Origin of the sequence: Zunongwangia atlantica 22II14-10F7, assembly GCF_002094855.1 — a bacterium.
GTDB classification, from domain to species: domain Bacteria; phylum Bacteroidota; class Bacteroidia; order Flavobacteriales; family Flavobacteriaceae; genus Zunongwangia; species Zunongwangia atlantica.
On record NZ_ARYN01000001.1, the window covers coordinates 247,439 to 263,811 of the forward strand.

Here is a 16,373-nt window from a genome sequence, read left to right on the forward strand (position 1 = left end):
ACTAATTTCGACATGTCATATAACCTTTTAAAAGGAAAAAAAGGAATCATTTTCGGAGCTTTAGACGAGAATTCTATTGCATGGAAAACCGCTGTGAAAGCACACGAAGAAGGTGCTGAAATTGTGCTTACAAACGCGCCAATCGCCATGAGAATGGGAAGTATTAAAACTTTAGCTGAACAAATTGGTGCTGAAATTGTTCCTGCAGATGCTACAAACGTTGAAGATTTAGAAAATCTTGTAGATAAAGCTACAGAAATCCTTGGAGGCAAAATTGATTTTGTACTTCACTCTATCGGGATGTCTGTTAATGTAAGAAAAGGAAAACATTATACAGATCAAAACTACGATTGGACTGCTAAAGGTTGGGATGTTTCTGCTGTTTCTTTCCACAAAACTATGCAGGCACTTTATAAAAAAGATGCTATGAGCGAGTGGGGAAGTATTGTTGCTTTATCATATATGGCAGCACAACGTGTATTCCCAGATTATAATGATATGGCCGATAATAAGGCGTATTTAGAAAGTATTGCCCGTAGTTTTGGATATTTCTTTGGGAAAGATAAAAAGGTAAGAGTAAATACGATTTCGCAATCTCCAACACCAACTACTGCAGGGCAGGGAGTAAAAGGATTTGATGGATTTATCGCTTACGCAGATAAAATGTCTCCACTTGGTAATGCAACAGCTCAGGATTGTGCAGATTATACGATCACACTTTTCTCTGATCTTACTAAAAAAGTTACTTTACAAAACTTATATCACGACGGAGGTTTCTCTAACGTAGGCGTTAGCCAGGAAGTTATGGAAGCTTTTGTTGAAAAGGAAAGCGAAAAATAATTTTTGCTGAACTTTAAAACTGAATTTACCTTCTAAAAAGAGCAAAGCTGGCATATCGTTAAGCTTAACTTAATTTAGAGTAAATTCAGTTTTTCTTTTTTAAATTCACTCCTAAAATAATAATGGCAAAGCTGTTATTCTTCTTAAAATGAGTAGAGAATATTCTTTTATTGTTCCTGTTTATAACCGTCCTGAAGAGACCAGGGAGCTGCTACAAAGTATGCTAGCCTTAAACTTCAGTAAAAGCTTTGAGGTTGTAATTGTAGAAGATGGTTCTAGCCGAACTTCAGAAGAAGTAATTAAAGATTTTGAAGGGAAGCTGGATATTAGCTATTATTTTAAGGACAACTCGGGTCCCGGCAAGTCACGCAATTTTGGAATGCAAAAGGCTAAGGGAAATTACTTTTTGATTTTAGATAGTGATGTTATCCTACCTGAAGATTACTTAGAGCAGGTGGATAAAGGTCTTAACGAAAATTACTGTGATTGTTTTGGAGGGCCAGATGGAGCACATAAAACGTTTAGCGATATTCAAAAGGCTATAGATTTTAGTATGACATCTCTTTTAACTACCGGCGGAATTCGTGGTGGTAAAAGGGCGGTTAACAAATTTCAGCCAAGAAGTTTTAATATGGGTCTTTCTAAAGAAGCTTTTCTGGCAACAGGAGGTTTTGGAAGTATCCATCCTGGCGAAGATCCAGATCTTTCATTACGTCTGGAAAAACAGGATTTTAAGACCTGTTTAATTCCTAAAGCAGTGGTTTTTCATAAAAGAAGGATCGATTGGGAAAAGTTTTATAATCAGGTTCATAAATTTGGGCTTACCCGCCCAATCTTAAATAAGTGGCATAAAGGAAGCGCTAAACTTACATATTGGTTTCCTTCAGTTTTTATGATAGGTTTTGTAATTTCTGTTTTGGTAATTCGTTTAGGGGTATGGTGGATGTTGGGTACATATATTTTGTATTTTGCAATTTTGTTTTTGCAGGCTGCTATAAAAACTAAAAGTCTTAAAATTGGGTTTTTAGCCATTATAGCCACAGTGATTCAGTTTTTTGGTTATGGCTACGGATTTTTAAAATCTTCGTGGTCTATACTTATTCTAAAAGAAAATCCGGAAGAAGCTTATCCGGGATTATTTTTTAAAGATGCGTAGTTACGGTAACATAGGGGGAAAACGAATAAAGAAGGCCAATGTACAGGTATTTGGTTTTTTTCTAATATTTTCTGCTATTATTTGGGTTTTGGTACAACTTTCTAAAGAATATAACCGTACTGTAGAAATTCCGCTTTCCTATGTAAATACGCCTTTAGATAAAAGTTTAGAGGATACACCTAAAACGCTCCGTTTTAATTTAGATGCCAAAGGATTTTTGCTTATATGGAAGTATAAATTTTTTAAGCCAGAACTAATAATAGATTTAAGCAATACCAGTGAAGTTGGTTCTCAATTGGTTTATAATATTCAGGATAATCGAAGCTCGATCGAAAATCAATTAGGTATCGATTTTGAAAATGCAGATTTTTTAAGAGATTCTCTGGTTATCGATTTTCAGCCAAGAAAAGAAAAAAGAGTGCTTATTTTACCCAAAACCAGCTTTAATTATGATGTTGGTTTTTCAGCAGTAGATAGAGTACAGCTTGCGCCAGATAGTGTGACCGTAAGCGGTCCTGAAAATATTATTGATACATTAAGCAGTGTTTCTACAACAGTAATTAGCGCCAGCAATGTAAGTAAAGATATATCTGGAACTGTAGCTATTGATACTTCTAACCTTGGCATGCTTAATTTTTATAGAAATACGGTAGATTATACCCAAAAAGTAGCAAAGTTTACAGAGGGGAATGTCGAAATTCCGGTAGAGGTTATTAATGTGCCTCGTGGAACAAATCTTACAATTTTCCCAAAGAATGTAATGGTATACTATCAGGTAAATCTAAAAAATTACGAGTTTGTTAAGGCAGATCAATTTAAAATTGTTTGCGATTTTAACGAAATTCAGGAAGGAGTAGATTATATGCTTGCCCAAATTAGCGAGATGCCAAGATTTGTAAATAACGTGAGGTTAAACGAGCGTAAAATACAGTTTATCATAAAAAGATAATCTATAATGATAAAAGTAGGGCTTACCGGCGGTATTGGAAGCGGCAAAACAACTATTTCTAAAATGTTTAAAGAAATAGGGGTTCCTGTTTACATTGCAGATGATGCGGGTAAAGAATTGATGGATACTTCAGCTAAGATTCGTGAAAAAATCGTTCAATTATTAGGCGAATCATCTTATTCTGGTAGCAAATCCAATCGCCCTTTTATAGCTTCAAAAGTCTTTAAAGATAAAGCATTGCTAGAACAGCTAAATGCTATTATTCATCCTGCTGTAGCCAGCCATTTTAAAAATTGGCTTTCTAAACAATCTTCAGTTTATATTATTTATGAGGCAGCTATTTTGTTTGAAAAAGGATCGCATAAAAATTTCGATTTTAGCATTTTAGTTACTGCACCAAAAGAAACCAGAATTCAACGTGTGTTAAAACGGGATAATACATCACGAGAGCAAATTGAAGCTCGAATGAATAACCAGTGGAGCGATGAAAAGAAGATAGAGCTTGCAGATTTTGTGATAAAAAATGAAGAAATCGAAGAATCTAAGAAGCAGGTTATACATTTAAACGATATTATCTTAAAGTCGGCTAAAAATTCCTAATTTCTCTGTTAACATTTGGTTAAACCGGTTAGGCTCTAAATGTTAAAATATTACTTTTGGAGGCATGAATAAGAAGTTGTTTGTACTACTCGTTGTCTTAATGAGTTTGTCCCTTATTGGTATTATTTTCGTACAGGGCTACTGGATTAAGAGCACAGTTGAAGACAGGGAGGAGCAGTTTTCTTACAACGCTAAACAGGTATTGATTGAGGTTTCTGAACAAATTCAGAATAGTGAATTTGAGCGATATATTTTTGAATACGAATCTCAGTTACAAAACTCAGAGCAAAAAATTGATCGAATAACTTTAACCGAGTATTTGATTGCTACAAGGGACGAGTTTAAGAATGAAGACGTTTTTAATTTTGGAACCATACAGGAAGCAGATTATAAAATATCATCAGACTTTCTTGGAGCCGAACAGCAAAGCGACAGCATTCAGATTAAAAAACTGATTAACCGTAAGGTTACCCAAATAGTAAAAGATAGAGGAGAAGATACGGGCTCTGCCCAATCTGCTTCAGATATCATGCAAAGGGTAATGCGTTTAGAGGATTATGAAAAGGAGATTTTACGGGATGTAATTTCTGAAGCGGCTGCTAGACAACCTTTAAGAAAACGAGTTTCTGAAAAAACCATAGAAAACTTGCTAAAAAGAGAATTAGCAAGTAGAGATCTCGATACCAAGTTTGAGTATGCGGTGTATAGTAATTCTATCAAGAATTCTATAGAAACTGGAGTACATTCAGATAATTTTGATTTATCCCATCCTGCTACCTACGGCGTTCCACTTTTTGTGGATAGAGAAGGAAATAGTGATTACCAATTACTGGTAAATTTTAAGGGCAAAAAAAGCGTTGTGCTATCTTCGGTAACTTTAATGGCTGTTTTGTCTATCGTTTTTACGTTAATTATTGTAATTGCATATTCTAGTGCCTTGTCTCAGTTAATAAGACAGCGTCAAATATCACAGATAAAGACCGATTTTATTAATAACATGACGCATGAGTTTAAAACTCCCATAGCGACCATAAACCTTGCTTTGGATGCCATTAAAAATCCTAAGATCATATCAGATCAAACAAAGGTTTTTAGATATCTGCAAATGATTAGGGACGAGAATAAAAGAATGCATGCGCAGGTAGAGAACGTTTTAAGAATATCGAAATTAGAAAAAAACGAGCTCGATTTAAAGAAAGAGCGTTTGCAATTGCACGATATTATTTTAGATGCCATTACTCATGTAGAGTTAATTGTAGAAGATCGTGGTGGTTATATACAAACCCATTTTGGAGCTTTAAAGTCTTCAATCTTGGCTAACGAAGATCATTTTACCAATGTAATTGTGAATATTCTTGATAACGCTATTAAATACAGTGAAGAAGAGCCAAGAATCGATATTTATACTGAAAACGTTAAGCATTACATTATTGTAAAAATTCGAGATCAGGGAGCAGGAATGAGTAGAGGCGTTCAGAAAAAAATATTTGAAAAATTTTATAGAGAACATACCGGTGACATCCATAATGTAAAAGGTCATGGTTTAGGATTGGCTTACGTAAAGCAGATCTTAGACGATCACCACGGGCAGATCACCGTTAACAGTGAAAAAGGAAAAGGAAGTACCTTTATAATTAAATTACCACTAATATCTTAATATATGGAAACTGAAAACAAGAAAATTTTACTAGTAGAAGACGATCCAAACTTTGGAACGGTACTTAAAGATTACCTTGCGATGAATGAGTACGAGGTAACTCACGCAAAAAACGGAATGGAGGGATTCGAAAAATTCAAAAAAGATGATTTCGATCTTTGTATTCTTGATGTGATGATGCCTTACAAAGATGGATTTACATTAGCGAAAGAGATTCGCGAAAAGAACGAAGAAATTCCAATTATCTTCTTAACAGCAAAAGCGATGAAAGAAGATGTTTTAAAAGGTTACAAAGTAGGAGCAGACGATTACCTAAACAAGCCTTTTGATAGTGAAGTATTGCTTATGAAAATTAAGGCTATCATGCAGCGTAAAGCTACAGATAGCGTAGCAGATAGTAAGCAATTTGAATTCGAAATTGGTGATTTTCACCTAAATTCTAAACTTAGATTCTTAACTTTTGGAGACGAGGAGCCACAAAAACTTTCTCCTAAAGAAAATGAATTACTACGTTTATTGGCACTTCACGAAAATGATTTAATGCCTAGAGAGTTAGCTTTAACCAAAATTTGGAGAGACGATAACTATTTTACCTCTAGAAGTATGGACGTTTATATCGCTAAATTACGTAAGTACCTTAAAAAGGATGAAAACGTAGAGATTTTAAACATTCACGGTGAAGGATTTAGACTTGTTGTAAAAAACAAGGAAGAAGAAAAAGCTTAAGCAAAAACAACAAATAGCAATTTTCAGTTTCAAAGGAAGGAATATGCTGCTCTACAAAGGGCAGGATATTCCATAACCTTTACTGATTTTAGATAAGTTCTTTACCTATTTTATTTTAGGGTTTTAATTTCTTCTGAAATAAATTGGTTTACCTTTTCAGGTTTGGTTTTATAATCAAACCAGTGAATCTTTTGATTTTTTCTAAACCACGTAAGCTGTCTTTTGGCAAAACGGCGGGTATTTTTTTTAATCTCTGAAACAGCGAAATCCAAATCTATTTCGTGATCTAAATAACTAAAAAGTTCTTTGTAACCAACCGTGTTAAGAGCGTTTAGGTGCTTTTTAGAATAAAGTTGACTGGCTTCTTCTAGCAAACCGGCCTGCATCATTAAATCTACTCTTAAATTAATACGATCGTAAATAATCTGGCGATCTGCCGTAAGTCCTATTTCAATAATATTGAAATTTCTTGTGTTTTTTTTCTGGTTTAAGAAGGAAGAAAATGTTTTCCCGGTGCCTAAACAAATCTCGAGTGCTCTAATTACTCGATGAGGGTTTTCTATATCTGCTTTAGAGAAATATGCAGGATCTAGATTCTTTAGTTTATCCTGTAATTTTTGCAAACCTTCTTTCTCAAATAATTCATTCAGATTTTGTCGAATTTCAGGTTTAATTTCAGGAAAATCATCGAGGCCTTCAGTAATACTTTTTACATACAATCCGCTGCCTCCAACCATGACGAGAATATCGTGATCCTGGAAAAGTTTATTGATCTTAGTCATGGCCTGTTTCTCAAAATCACCAACCGAGTATTGATCTTCTATCGATATATGCTGAATAAAATGATGTTTTGCAGCCGCTAATTCTTCAGCAGAAGGTACTGCAGTACCAATACTCATTTCTTTAAAAAATTGCCTAGAATCTGCTGAAATGATTTCAGTATTAAAAAAATTGGCAATATGTATTCCCATTGCTGTTTTGCCAATGGCGGTAGGACCAACAACACTAATAAGTACTTTGTTATTCATTTAGTTTATTTCCGCAGTTATGGCAAAATTCGGCATTGTCTAAATGTTTGCCTTCATGGCAATGTGGGCAAACCTGGGTGTTATTGGCAAGACTTTCGTCTGTAGCTCTACTATACTCAGCTCCTACAATTCCTGTTGGTACCGCTATGATTCCGTATCCCACGATCATTAATAAAGAGGCTAGTAAACGACCAAGCGGAGTAATTGGTGCAATATCACCAAAACCTACAGTGGTAAGCGTTACAATACACCAGTAAATGCTAATTGGGATATTATCAAAACCACCCGCTTCGCCTTCGATTAAATGCATTAGCGTACCTGTTATGATACAAATGATAAAAACGGCGAATAGAAAAACCAGAATTTTAGCTTTACTGTTTCTTAAGGCTACGGCAAGTTTATTTGATTCGCCTACATAACGTGTAATTTTTAGCACTCTAAAAACACGCAATAATCTAAGCGCTCTAATGGCAAAGAACAGGTTTTTGCCACCCATAAAAAAGCCAAGATAACTTGGTAAGGTAGACAACAAATCTACGATGCCATAAAAACTGAAAATATAGCTTTTTGGTCTTTTGATCACCAGAATCCTGGCGATATATTCAATTGTAAAAAATATGGTGATAGCCCATTCTGCAATAAAAAACTGCCAGTAATATTCTACATGAAGATGGGTAATGCTTTCTAACATTACCAAAACCACGCTAAAAACGATAAGAACTAGAAGTACAATATCAAATAACTTTCCCATGGGAGTATCGGCTTCGTAAATAATGTCGTAAAGCCGTTTTTTCCACTCAGGTCTGTCATCTGTTGTTTTCAATTCTTATTAATTTTCCGCTAAGTTATCTATTTTTTCTTTGAGTACAATTACAGATTGATTTTGGATGTTTACAAGCTTGTCCATAAATTCTTTTAGGTATGGGTAGTAGCCAGAAGGATACATAGCTTCAGAAAATATAACTCTAAGTCGCACAAATAAATGATTATCGTCTGCCTTTTGAGTAATGTATTGAATTTTAGCTGCGCCATTTGGTAATGCAAACATTTCCTGTTTAGGCATTTCTATAATTTCATAATTTTCTGGGACTTCAACCAAAATACTAGAGCTGTAAATGTCTTTATAACCAAAATCGATAGGATATTTTCGTTCCTCAAGTTTAAAAGGATTCTCTTTCCAAAACACAAAAGTGAATGGGTTAAGGTAGATCCTGTCATTTATTTTCTGAGAAATATTTTTTAGCTCATAATTCACCAAAAGCTCCTTACTGGTATCGTCCTCGTTTTCGTAACTTAAATCAATAAGCTGGTAAGAATCACGAACAAAGTTAAGACCCTTTAAAATTTGTTCGTCTTCAGAAGCTTCGCTTATTTTTCGGCGTGCACTAGATGCATGGTAACCATCAAAACTTTGAGAGGATTTTACGATAGATGTCCCATCTTCCTGAACAAACAGGCTATCGCGATAGGCAACTTTAGAAAACTCTTCAGGAGCAATGTCTATCCAGCTACTTTCGGTATCAAAATCCAGTTTTCTTCCGTATTGGTTAAGTGCTCTAAAAGGAAGTTGTCCAAATTTCACAAACTCGTCTGTAGCATCTAACATATATTCTTTCCCGTCGATTTCTAACAAAACAAACAGGTAGTTAAAATCTGATAGCACCGGGATAATTTTCTTCGGAAATCCAGCATTACGAGTAGCACTAATTACCGGATAAACGGTGTAGCCTGCGTTATTATAAAAATTATGAAGTAATACATTTACAGAAGAAATATTGCCGGTATGCTCGTCTAAAAGATCTTTAATATTCATTTCATCAAAAATCCCATAATTGCCGTTCCATTTATAATTATCTCGAACAAAACTATAAATAGCTTTTGCTTTATCAAGATCGTTATCCTGGCTTGCAATATCGACAGGTAATAATTCATCTACCAATCGATCTTTTTTAAGCTGCTTACCAATGCCTTTATCGGTTTTAAATTCTCTATCTACATCTTTCCATTCTTTGGTATATTTACGCTCATAACCATCTAGCATGGTGATTTGCTTTAATTCGTATTCTATTCTGGAAATATAGTTGTATTTAGAGGTAAGGTAATCTTCTTCAATAAAAGCTGGGATTTCCTGCATGGCATAAATAGTAGTTAGACAATCGCCGGCATTTTGTGATTGCCCGCCATAGAAGCAGTTCTTCTTGATATCGGCATCATTCTGGTCTAATTCTAATTCTCCTGTTTTAACGATGTTGTATTCGTAATTAGCAGGAATTTCAGTTTCGTAGCGGCTGTAAGCTTTTGGAATATCGTCCTGAAACCACCATGTGTGGAAATTAAAAAGATAAGGAGTCTCTATTTGATAGGAGTACACCAAAACCGAACCAGGTTTTACGTCTGGGAAAGTGAATTTTATATATTCATATTTGTCGTTTTCTTCAGTAAAAATTTTACTTTCAGAAAGCACGGTAGATTTAAGTGTAGATCCCTCTAAATAATAAGTAGTGGCTTTAAGATCATGAATTTTCTCTTTGTCGCTACCACCTTTGTAAAGCGGAATGGTAATATTTGCCTCGTCGTACCCCTCTTTATTTAAGATCTTGATTTTGGCTTCGTAATTGGTGAATAGATTAAATTCACGGCCATCTTCGATTTCACTGTAACCACTTTCATAAATATAAAAAGCGTTTGCTGTAGTATCTGGTAAATACGTATTAGCGTAAAGGTCTTCTTTTGTCACCCTAGTGCTACCAACATTAAAATTTTGCTGGTTGAATTGATGATCTTCTTCCTGAGCGAAAATGCTTATGCTAAAAACAAGCAAAAGCGGTAATAATAATTTATTCATTTTACTGAAATTGAACGATTTTAAGCTTCTTATTTCTTCTTAAGTAGCTTTGGATGATGTGTTGGGCATCTCTATCATTCGTCATAGGGGTGATGATAGATTTTATAATATCTAAGTTATTAATTTGATGATTTAAATTATAATAACCTACACCTTTAAATTTTCCATCTTCAATTAGTAACGCACTTTTTTCGTCTACATCGCGACCGCGATCTATCACCAACATATTTTGGTTAGTGTACGAGTATTTTTCTATAAGTTGCATTACTCTGGCATTATAATCTATAGGACTTTCTTTACCTATACAGGCACCATGGCAGCTCTTTATGGTGTAATTAAAACAACTACCAGAGCCTGGCTGTTCTCCAGAAATTCTTCCGCAAAGTTCGTATTCTTCAATCCACTTACTAAGCGTGTTCTTTGCTGAACGTAAGCTACTAAATGTTGTAATACAGTTTTTAGCAGATCTGGCTTTGCTTATTTTAAAATTGATATATCCGTCGTTGTCTGTATAGTGATAAAGACCGTGGGTAAATATATGTTTTTTTAGCGCCCTATTATATTTAGGCTTATTATTTTTTATTTCCTGATTTTCACGCAACAGCGCAATTAGCTCGTTACCGGTAGATTCGTAAGAAACTGAAGAAACTTTCTTTTGCATTTCTCTGGCCTTCGCGTGATCGTTGGTAAAATGCTGATTTATACGCTTTTTAATATTCTTGCTCTTGCCAATATAGATGATCTCGCCATCCTCATCATGCAAATAATAAATACCGGTTATGGCCGGTAAATCATCCAGAATATAAACCAGTTTGCTATCTAATTGCCGTTTTGGTTCTTGCCTAACGTTATCCTTTAAAATGTCTTTTTTTGTGTCTTTTGCCAATAACATTTTAAAAAGTTTTACCGTAGCCTGTGCATCACCATTAGCGCGATGGCGATCACTTAGCGGAATTCCCAAAGCTCTTACCAGTTTTCCTAAACTGTAAGAAGGCATATCTGGAATTAGCTTTTTAGAAAGTTCTACCGTGCATAAAGATTTTCGCTGAAATTCAAAACCAAGACGTTTAAATTCTGTTCTTAAAATTCGGTAATCAAATTTAGCATTATGGGCAACGATAATACAATCTTCAGTAATTTCTACAATACGTTTGGCAACCTCGTAAAATTTAGGAGCGTTGCGTAGCATTTCGTTATTAATACCGGTAAGGCCAACTACAAATGGTTGTATTGGGCGTTCTGGATTGATCAGGCTAATAAACTGATCGACTACCTTTTCGCCGTCAAATTTGTAAATAGCAATTTCGGTTATTCCTTCCTCATTATACTTACCACCGGTAGTTTCTATGTCTAAAATTGCGTACAAAAACTCTTCTTTCTTTTTTCTTAATTGTAATTACGAGCTCCAAAAATCGAACTTCCAATTCTTACCATGGTGCTTCCATGTTTTACAGCAATTTTATAATCACCGCTCATCCCCATAGAAAGCTCTTTAATTGCCGGGTATTTTACTCTGAAATCTTTAAAAACCGAATGCAGGTAATCAAACTCTTCCGCAACTTTATCATCATTTTCAGTGTTTGTTGCCATTCCCATTAAACCTACAACAGCTACATTTTCGAATGCTTTATATTCAGTAGATTGTAAAATTTCTTCAGCTTCACCAGCAGAAATACCGAATTTAGAATCTTCATCAGCAATTTTTATCTGCAGTAAACATCTAATCACGCGATCATGTTTCTTTGCCTGTTTATTGATTTCCTTTAAAAGTTTTAGGCTATCAACTGCATGAATCAGGCCAACATAAGGCGCCATATATTTCACCTTATTTCGCTGAACGTGACCAACCATATGCCATTCGATATCTTTTGGTAAAGCTTCCCATTTATCGGTCATATCCTGGATTTTGTTTTCACCAAATATGCGCTGTCCTACTTCATAAGCTTCCATGATATCTTCGTTAGGCTTGGTTTTGCTTATCGCTACAAGATCTACGGTATCAGGAAGTTCTTCAGTATATTTTTTGATATTTTCAGCAATACTCATTCTGCGTTGTTTCTTCGGTTAAGTAGGTTCTTCTTTAACTACTGCAAGATAATAATTAATAGAATCAAATAAGGTATTCCTGCTTAAAACTCGTAAATGGTAAGTCCGCTTCTTAATTTAGGTTCGATATAAGTGCTTTTAGGCGGCATTGTTAAACCTTCATCTGCAATTTTTTTAATTTCTGAAATAGTCGCCGGCATCATTCCAAAACCAACAGCAAAATCCCCGCTATCGATCATCTTCTTTAATTCCAGAACATCTTTTTTACCCGGAATATAACTGATGCGTTTGTCTTTGCGTAAATCTTTAATGCCTAAAATTGGCGCTAAAACACGCTCATATAAAATCTGGCTATCAAGCTGACTAAGCGTATCTGTAAAATTCATGCTGGTTTTACGTAAATACAGCGTATAAAATTCACCATCTAAATACATTTTAAATTGGTGTTTTTCTTCAGGGGTGTGAGCGTCTAGACTTCGATTTTCGATCCTGAAATGTTCATCGAGCTTAATTAAAAAGTCTTCTTTAGAAAATCCATTAAGATCGGTTACCAATCGCCGAAATTGATAGATTTTTAAATGCTCTTCAGGAATAAAATAGCTTAGAAAATGGTTGTAAGACTCTTTGCCAGTGTGATTTTCGTTATTTTCAGCCGATTCTTTAGAAAGCAGGAAAGAGGAAGCACAGCGGTGATGCCCATCAGCGATATAAATGCTGTTTAAGCCAGAAAAGAAGTGCTGAATTTGTTCAATTTCAGCTTTATCATCAACCTTCCATAAATAATGTGTTTCCCTTTGGCGAGTTGCAAACTCATATTCGGGATTTTGAAGCATTATTTTTTCTAAGATTTGCTGAATTTCAGGCTGGTTTTCATAAGTAAGTAACACCGGTTCTGTATTAAATCCAACCGTTTTTACATATTCTTTAAACATAACCTCGCGGCTGGCAATGGTCTCTTCATGTTTACGAATAATCCCATTTTTGTAATCTTCAGCACTGGCAGCAGCGATAATTCCGCAGCAGGAAAGATCACGAGTTTCCATTTTGTACACATAAAAACATGGATTTTCATCCTGAATAAAGGTGTCTTCCTCCTTAAATTCAAGATAACGATTCTTAATCAGCTGAAATTTCTGCGTTCCGCTTATGGTGTGCTGAAATTTATAGGCCGGATTCAAAATATGAAGAAATGAATACGGATTATAATCCAATCTGGCACGCATTTCAGCCTCATTGTACTCGCCATAAGGTCTGGAAGCAACAAGTCCCGCTCGCGCTCGCTGTGGTCGTACCGCTTTAAATGGAGTTATTTTTACCAACTTCTTTTGGTGTTTTAATCAGTGTTTTTTCATGTCATTTCGAGCGAAATGTAATGAAGTCGAGAAATCTCAAATTTTATATAGCTAAGATTTCTCCATTTCGCTACACTCCATCTGCCTGCCGGCTGGCAGGGTCGAAATGACTTTTTTATTTTTAATTTTGATCTGCTCGTCATCCCGGACTTGATCCGGGATCTCATCCACAACTTATGCAGGAATATTATGATTGCGAATTCTAATAAAATTCAAAAAATAAGACTCAATTTTATACAAACTGAGCTGATACTTTTTCAGCTTTTTTATTTTCAGCATAATCATAAAAACCTTCACCAGATTTCACACCCATTTTTCCGGCCTGCACCATATTTACCAGTAATGGACAAGGTGCGTATTTTGGATTTTTGAATCCGTTATACATCACCTCCAATATCGAAAGACAAACGTCTAAACCAATAAAGTCGGCTAGTTGTAAAGGTCCCATAGGATGCGCCATTCCCAACTTCATTACCGTATCGATCTCGTAAACACCGGCAACACCATTGTAAAGTGTTTCGATCGCTTCGTTGATCATTGGTATTAAAATTCTGTTAGCTACAAATCCCGGGTAATCATTTACTTCAACAGGAACTTTATTAAGTTTTTCTGAAAGTTTCATGATCTTTTCGGTCACTTCATCAGAGGTATTGTAGCCTCTAATAATTTCAACCAATTTCATGATCGGCACCGGATTCATAAAATGCATCCCAATAACACGTTGCTGATTTTTTACTACGGAAGCAATTTTAGTGATCGATATCGAAGAAGTATTCGACGCCAAAATCACATTCTCGTCGCAAATATCGTTTAACTGACTAAAGATCTTCAGTTTTAAATTCTCATTTTCAGTAGCCGCTTCAACAACAAGATCTACATTTTTTACTCCTGAAGGAATATCGATAAAACTAGAAATATTCGCTAAAGTTTGTTCTTTATCTTTTTCAGAAATCTTCTCTTTGGCCAACATACGATCTAAATTATTGATAATCGTATCGATTCCTTTTTGAAGATTTTCCTTAGAAATATCAATTAGGTTTACGTTAAATCCAAATTGGGCAAAAGTATGGGCAATTCCGTTTCCCATTGTTCCTGCACCAATCACAGCAATTGTGTTCATACTATATTCCGTTTTGTGTGGTTTAAAAATTAGCGATCACCTCTTTGGCGATCTTAAGCGCTTTTGCGCCCTGTTCTAAAGTCACGATCGGGGTAGTATCGTTGGTAATGGCATCGGCAAAAGTTTCTAGCTCATCCAGGATGGCGTTATTTGGGGAAACCGATGGGTTATCGTAATATATTTGTTTTTTAACTCCTTCAGCGTTTTGTAGGATCATGGCAAATTCATCTGGTTCAGCCGGAGCATCTTTCATTTTTACCACCTCACATTTTTTCTCCAGGAAGTCAACCGAGATATAAGCGTCTCTTTGGAAAAATCTAGATTTACGCATGTTTTTCATCGAAATTCGGCTAGCCGTTAAATTTGCAACACAGCCATTTTCGAATTCAATTCTTGCATTGGCAATATCTGGAGTATCACTAATTACAGAAACACCGCTGGCGTTAATGCTTTTTACTTCAGATTTTACAACGCTTAAAATAGCGTCGATATCGTGAATCATCAAATCTAAAACTACTGGAACATCTGTCCCGCGAGGATTAAATTCAGCAAGGCGATGCGCTTCAATAAACATAGGGTTTTCGATGCGATCTACCACAGATCTAAACGCCGGATTAAATCGCTCTACATGCCCAACCTGGCCTTTTACACCATTTTCTGAAGCCATTTTTATAAGCTCTTCGGCTTCCTCGAAAGTATTGGTAATTGGTTTCTCTATAAACAAATGTTTTTTTGCTGAAATTACCTTTTTTGCCACAACAAAATGAGCAAGCGTAGGCGTTACTACATCTATCACATCTACATCTGCAATTAATTGATCTAGATCATCGTAAGCAGTATAGCCAAATTCTGCAGCAACTTTTTCTGAATTCTCCTTGTCGGCATCATAGAAACCAACAAGTGTATATTTTGAAGATTGATTTAGTAATTTTAAATGGATTTTACCCAGGTGTCCCGCACCCAGTACCCCAACTTTAAGCATAAGCTTCGATTTTTCACAAAAATACTATTTTGATTGTAAACAGATTATATTTTTATCTTAATATCATGCCGGTTTTTGCTTGGAGCAATAGGTTTTGTTTCCCTATTTTTGCCCGGTAATTGTGATTTAAAATCTACGTTTTTAAGTCGAATTTCGATGTCGGAAAAGCTAATTTTTAGAAATAAATTCTTAGCTTTTAAACTTAATTTTAGGCGAAATAATCTATAAAAATTGCAGTAAAATTGTATAAAGATACTTTTAGACATAAAGGGAAAAGGCAACAACTGGTTGATGTTATCATCCAAAAAGGAATACAGGATCGCAAGGTTTTACAGGCGATTGGTAAAATTCCGCGTCATCTTTTTATGGATAGTAGTTTTGAAGATCATGCCTATCAGGATAAAGCATTTCCCATCGCTGCAGATCAAACAATTTCTCAACCTTATACAGTAGCTTTTCAGAGTGAACTTTTGGAAATTACTGAAGGCGAAAATGTTCTGGAAATAGGGACGGGTAGTGGCTACCAAACTGCTGTTTTATGTGAACTTGGCGCCCGGGTTTTTAGTATAGAACGTCAACGAGAATTGTATAAAAAAACAAAGGCATTTTTAAGTAAAATCGGTTATCGTCCCAAGCACTTAAGTTTTGGCGATGGCTACAAAGGTTTGCCAGCTTATGCACCTTTCGATAAAATTATTGTAACCGCGGGGGCACCTTATGTTCCTAAAGATCTATTAGGGCAATTAAAAGTAGGAGGAAGGTTGGTTATTCCTGTTGGGGAAGATGTACAGATCATGACTTTATTCGTTCGAAAATCTCCAACAGAATTCGATAAAACTGAATTTGGCGAGTTTCGCTTCGTTCCACTTTTGGAAGATAAGAACTAGTTTTCAGAGAGCAGTCTTCAGTAGTAGTAAGCAGTTTGCAGTAACAGTGTTCAGTAAGCAGTGCTCAATAAAACTTTAAAGAGATCTCTCCACAAGGTCCAGATGACTAGGGAATGAGTCTCCAATGATCAACGTACTCAAAATACCAATAACCAAAAGTCAAAAACCAAAAAAAAGCCTCATGA

The 16,373-nt window shown here is 35.4% G+C and carries 15 protein-coding genes; 7 read left to right on the plus strand and 8 right to left on the minus strand.

All coding sequences use genetic code 11. The annotated features are described in order from the left end of the window. The first annotated feature begins 12 nt into the window (after positions 1-12). From IIF7_RS01065 to IIF7_RS01090, 6 genes are all read left to right on the plus strand, one after another. Positions 13-840 carry an enoyl-ACP reductase FabI gene (locus tag IIF7_RS01065; protein WP_084839812.1) on the plus strand — a complete coding sequence of 276 codons (828 nt, stop codon included), beginning with the start codon at positions 13-15 and terminating at the stop codon, positions 838-840. Between the two features lie 148 nt (positions 841-988). Further along, positions 989-1,996, plus strand: coding sequence for a glycosyltransferase (locus IIF7_RS01070; protein ID WP_084839813.1), 1,008 nt, complete (start codon positions 989-991; stop codon positions 1,994-1,996). Further along, positions 1,989-2,945 carry a CdaR family protein gene (locus IIF7_RS01075; RefSeq protein WP_084839814.1) on the plus strand — a complete coding sequence of 319 codons (957 nt, stop codon included), beginning with the start codon at positions 1,989-1,991 and terminating at the stop codon, positions 2,943-2,945. Before IIF7_RS01070 ends, IIF7_RS01075 begins: the two co-directional genes overlap by 8 nt. 6 nt (positions 2,946-2,951) lie before the next feature. Then, positions 2,952-3,545, plus strand: a complete 594-nt coding sequence (coaE, locus tag IIF7_RS01080; RefSeq protein ID WP_084839815.1) for a dephospho-CoA kinase — start codon at positions 2,952-2,954, stop codon at positions 3,543-3,545. Positions 3,546-3,609: 64 nt separating this feature from the next. Next, positions 3,610-5,202, plus strand: a complete 1,593-nt coding sequence (locus IIF7_RS01085) for a sensor histidine kinase (RefSeq protein ID WP_084839816.1) — start codon at positions 3,610-3,612, stop codon at positions 5,200-5,202. 3 nt (positions 5,203-5,205) lie between these two features. Beyond that, a complete protein-coding gene (locus IIF7_RS01090; RefSeq protein ID WP_084839817.1) occupies positions 5,206-5,928 on the plus strand; it encodes a response regulator transcription factor in 723 nt (240 codons plus the stop codon). 110 nt (positions 5,929-6,038) lie between these two features. Here the strand turns inward: IIF7_RS01090 and miaA are convergent, their stop codons facing one another. The 8 genes from miaA to IIF7_RS01130 form a co-directional block, all read right to left on the minus strand. Further along, positions 6,039-6,956 carry a tRNA (adenosine(37)-N6)-dimethylallyltransferase MiaA gene (gene miaA, locus IIF7_RS01095; protein ID WP_084839818.1) on the minus strand — a complete coding sequence of 306 codons (918 nt, stop codon included), beginning with the start codon at positions 6,954-6,956 and terminating at the stop codon, positions 6,039-6,041. Next, positions 6,949-7,779 carry an ion transporter gene (locus tag IIF7_RS01100; RefSeq protein ID WP_084839819.1) on the minus strand — a complete coding sequence of 277 codons (831 nt, stop codon included), beginning with the start codon at positions 7,777-7,779 and terminating at the stop codon, positions 6,949-6,951. Before IIF7_RS01100 ends, miaA begins: the two co-directional genes overlap by 8 nt. Positions 7,780-7,785: 6 nt before the next feature. Beyond that, positions 7,786-9,801: a DUF3857 domain-containing protein gene (locus tag IIF7_RS01105; protein WP_084839820.1), complete on the minus strand. Its 2,016-nt coding sequence runs from the start codon at positions 9,799-9,801 to the stop codon at positions 7,786-7,788. 1 nt (position 9,802) lies between these two features. Next, a complete protein-coding gene (locus IIF7_RS01110) occupies positions 9,803-11,167 on the minus strand; it encodes an exonuclease domain-containing protein (RefSeq protein ID WP_084839821.1) in 1,365 nt (454 codons plus the stop codon). Positions 11,168-11,187: 20 nt separating this feature from the next. Beyond that, a complete protein-coding gene (locus tag IIF7_RS01115) occupies positions 11,188-11,847 on the minus strand; it encodes a YggS family pyridoxal phosphate-dependent enzyme (RefSeq protein ID WP_084839822.1) in 660 nt (219 codons plus the stop codon). A gap of 83 nt (positions 11,848-11,930) precedes the next feature. Further along, the gene (locus IIF7_RS01120; protein ID WP_084839823.1) at positions 11,931-13,166 is read right to left on the minus strand and encodes a DUF1015 domain-containing protein; all 1,236 of its coding nucleotides are present in this window, start codon (positions 13,164-13,166) and stop codon (positions 11,931-11,933) included. A 265-nt stretch (positions 13,167-13,431) separates the two neighbouring features. Next, positions 13,432-14,319, minus strand: a complete 888-nt coding sequence (locus IIF7_RS01125) for a 3-hydroxyacyl-CoA dehydrogenase family protein (RefSeq protein WP_084839824.1) — start codon at positions 14,317-14,319, stop codon at positions 13,432-13,434. A gap of 22 nt (positions 14,320-14,341) precedes the next feature. Beyond that, positions 14,342-15,301 carry a Gfo/Idh/MocA family protein gene (locus IIF7_RS01130; protein WP_084839825.1) on the minus strand — a complete coding sequence of 320 codons (960 nt, stop codon included), beginning with the start codon at positions 15,299-15,301 and terminating at the stop codon, positions 14,342-14,344. Positions 15,302-15,543: 242 nt separating this feature from the next. On the opposite strand from IIF7_RS01130, the gene IIF7_RS01140 reads away from it, so the two are divergent. After that, positions 15,544-16,188: a protein-L-isoaspartate(D-aspartate) O-methyltransferase gene (locus IIF7_RS01140; RefSeq protein ID WP_084839827.1), complete on the plus strand. Its 645-nt coding sequence runs from the start codon at positions 15,544-15,546 to the stop codon at positions 16,186-16,188. The last annotated feature ends 185 nt before the right edge of the window (positions 16,189-16,373 follow it).

Coding starts and splice junctions, on each gene's coding strand:
- IIF7_RS01065 (WP_084839812.1), top strand. CDS start 13: ATGTCATATAACCTTTTAAAAGGAAAAAAAGGAATCATTTTCGGAGCT.
- IIF7_RS01070 (WP_084839813.1), top strand. CDS start 989: ATGAGTAGAGAATATTCTTTTATTGTTCCTGTTTATAACCGTCCTGAA.
- IIF7_RS01075 (WP_084839814.1), top strand. CDS start 1,989: ATGCGTAGTTACGGTAACATAGGGGGAAAACGAATAAAGAAGGCCAAT.
- coaE (WP_084839815.1), top strand. CDS start 2,952: ATGATAAAAGTAGGGCTTACCGGCGGTATTGGAAGCGGCAAAACAACT.
- IIF7_RS01085 (WP_084839816.1), top strand. CDS start 3,610: ATGAATAAGAAGTTGTTTGTACTACTCGTTGTCTTAATGAGTTTGTCC.
- IIF7_RS01090 (WP_084839817.1), top strand. CDS start 5,206: ATGGAAACTGAAAACAAGAAAATTTTACTAGTAGAAGACGATCCAAAC.
- miaA (WP_084839818.1), bottom strand. CDS start 6,956: ATGAATAACAAAGTACTTATTAGTGTTGTTGGTCCTACCGCCATTGGC.
- IIF7_RS01105 (WP_084839820.1), bottom strand. CDS start 9,801: ATGAATAAATTATTATTACCGCTTTTGCTTGTTTTTAGCATAAGCATT.
- IIF7_RS01115 (WP_084839822.1), bottom strand. CDS start 11,847: ATGAGTATTGCTGAAAATATCAAAAAATATACTGAAGAACTTCCTGAT.
- IIF7_RS01125 (WP_084839824.1), bottom strand. CDS start 14,319: ATGAACACAATTGCTGTGATTGGTGCAGGAACAATGGGAAACGGAATT.
- IIF7_RS01130 (WP_084839825.1), bottom strand. CDS start 15,301: ATGCTTAAAGTTGGGGTACTGGGTGCGGGACACCTGGGTAAAATCCAT.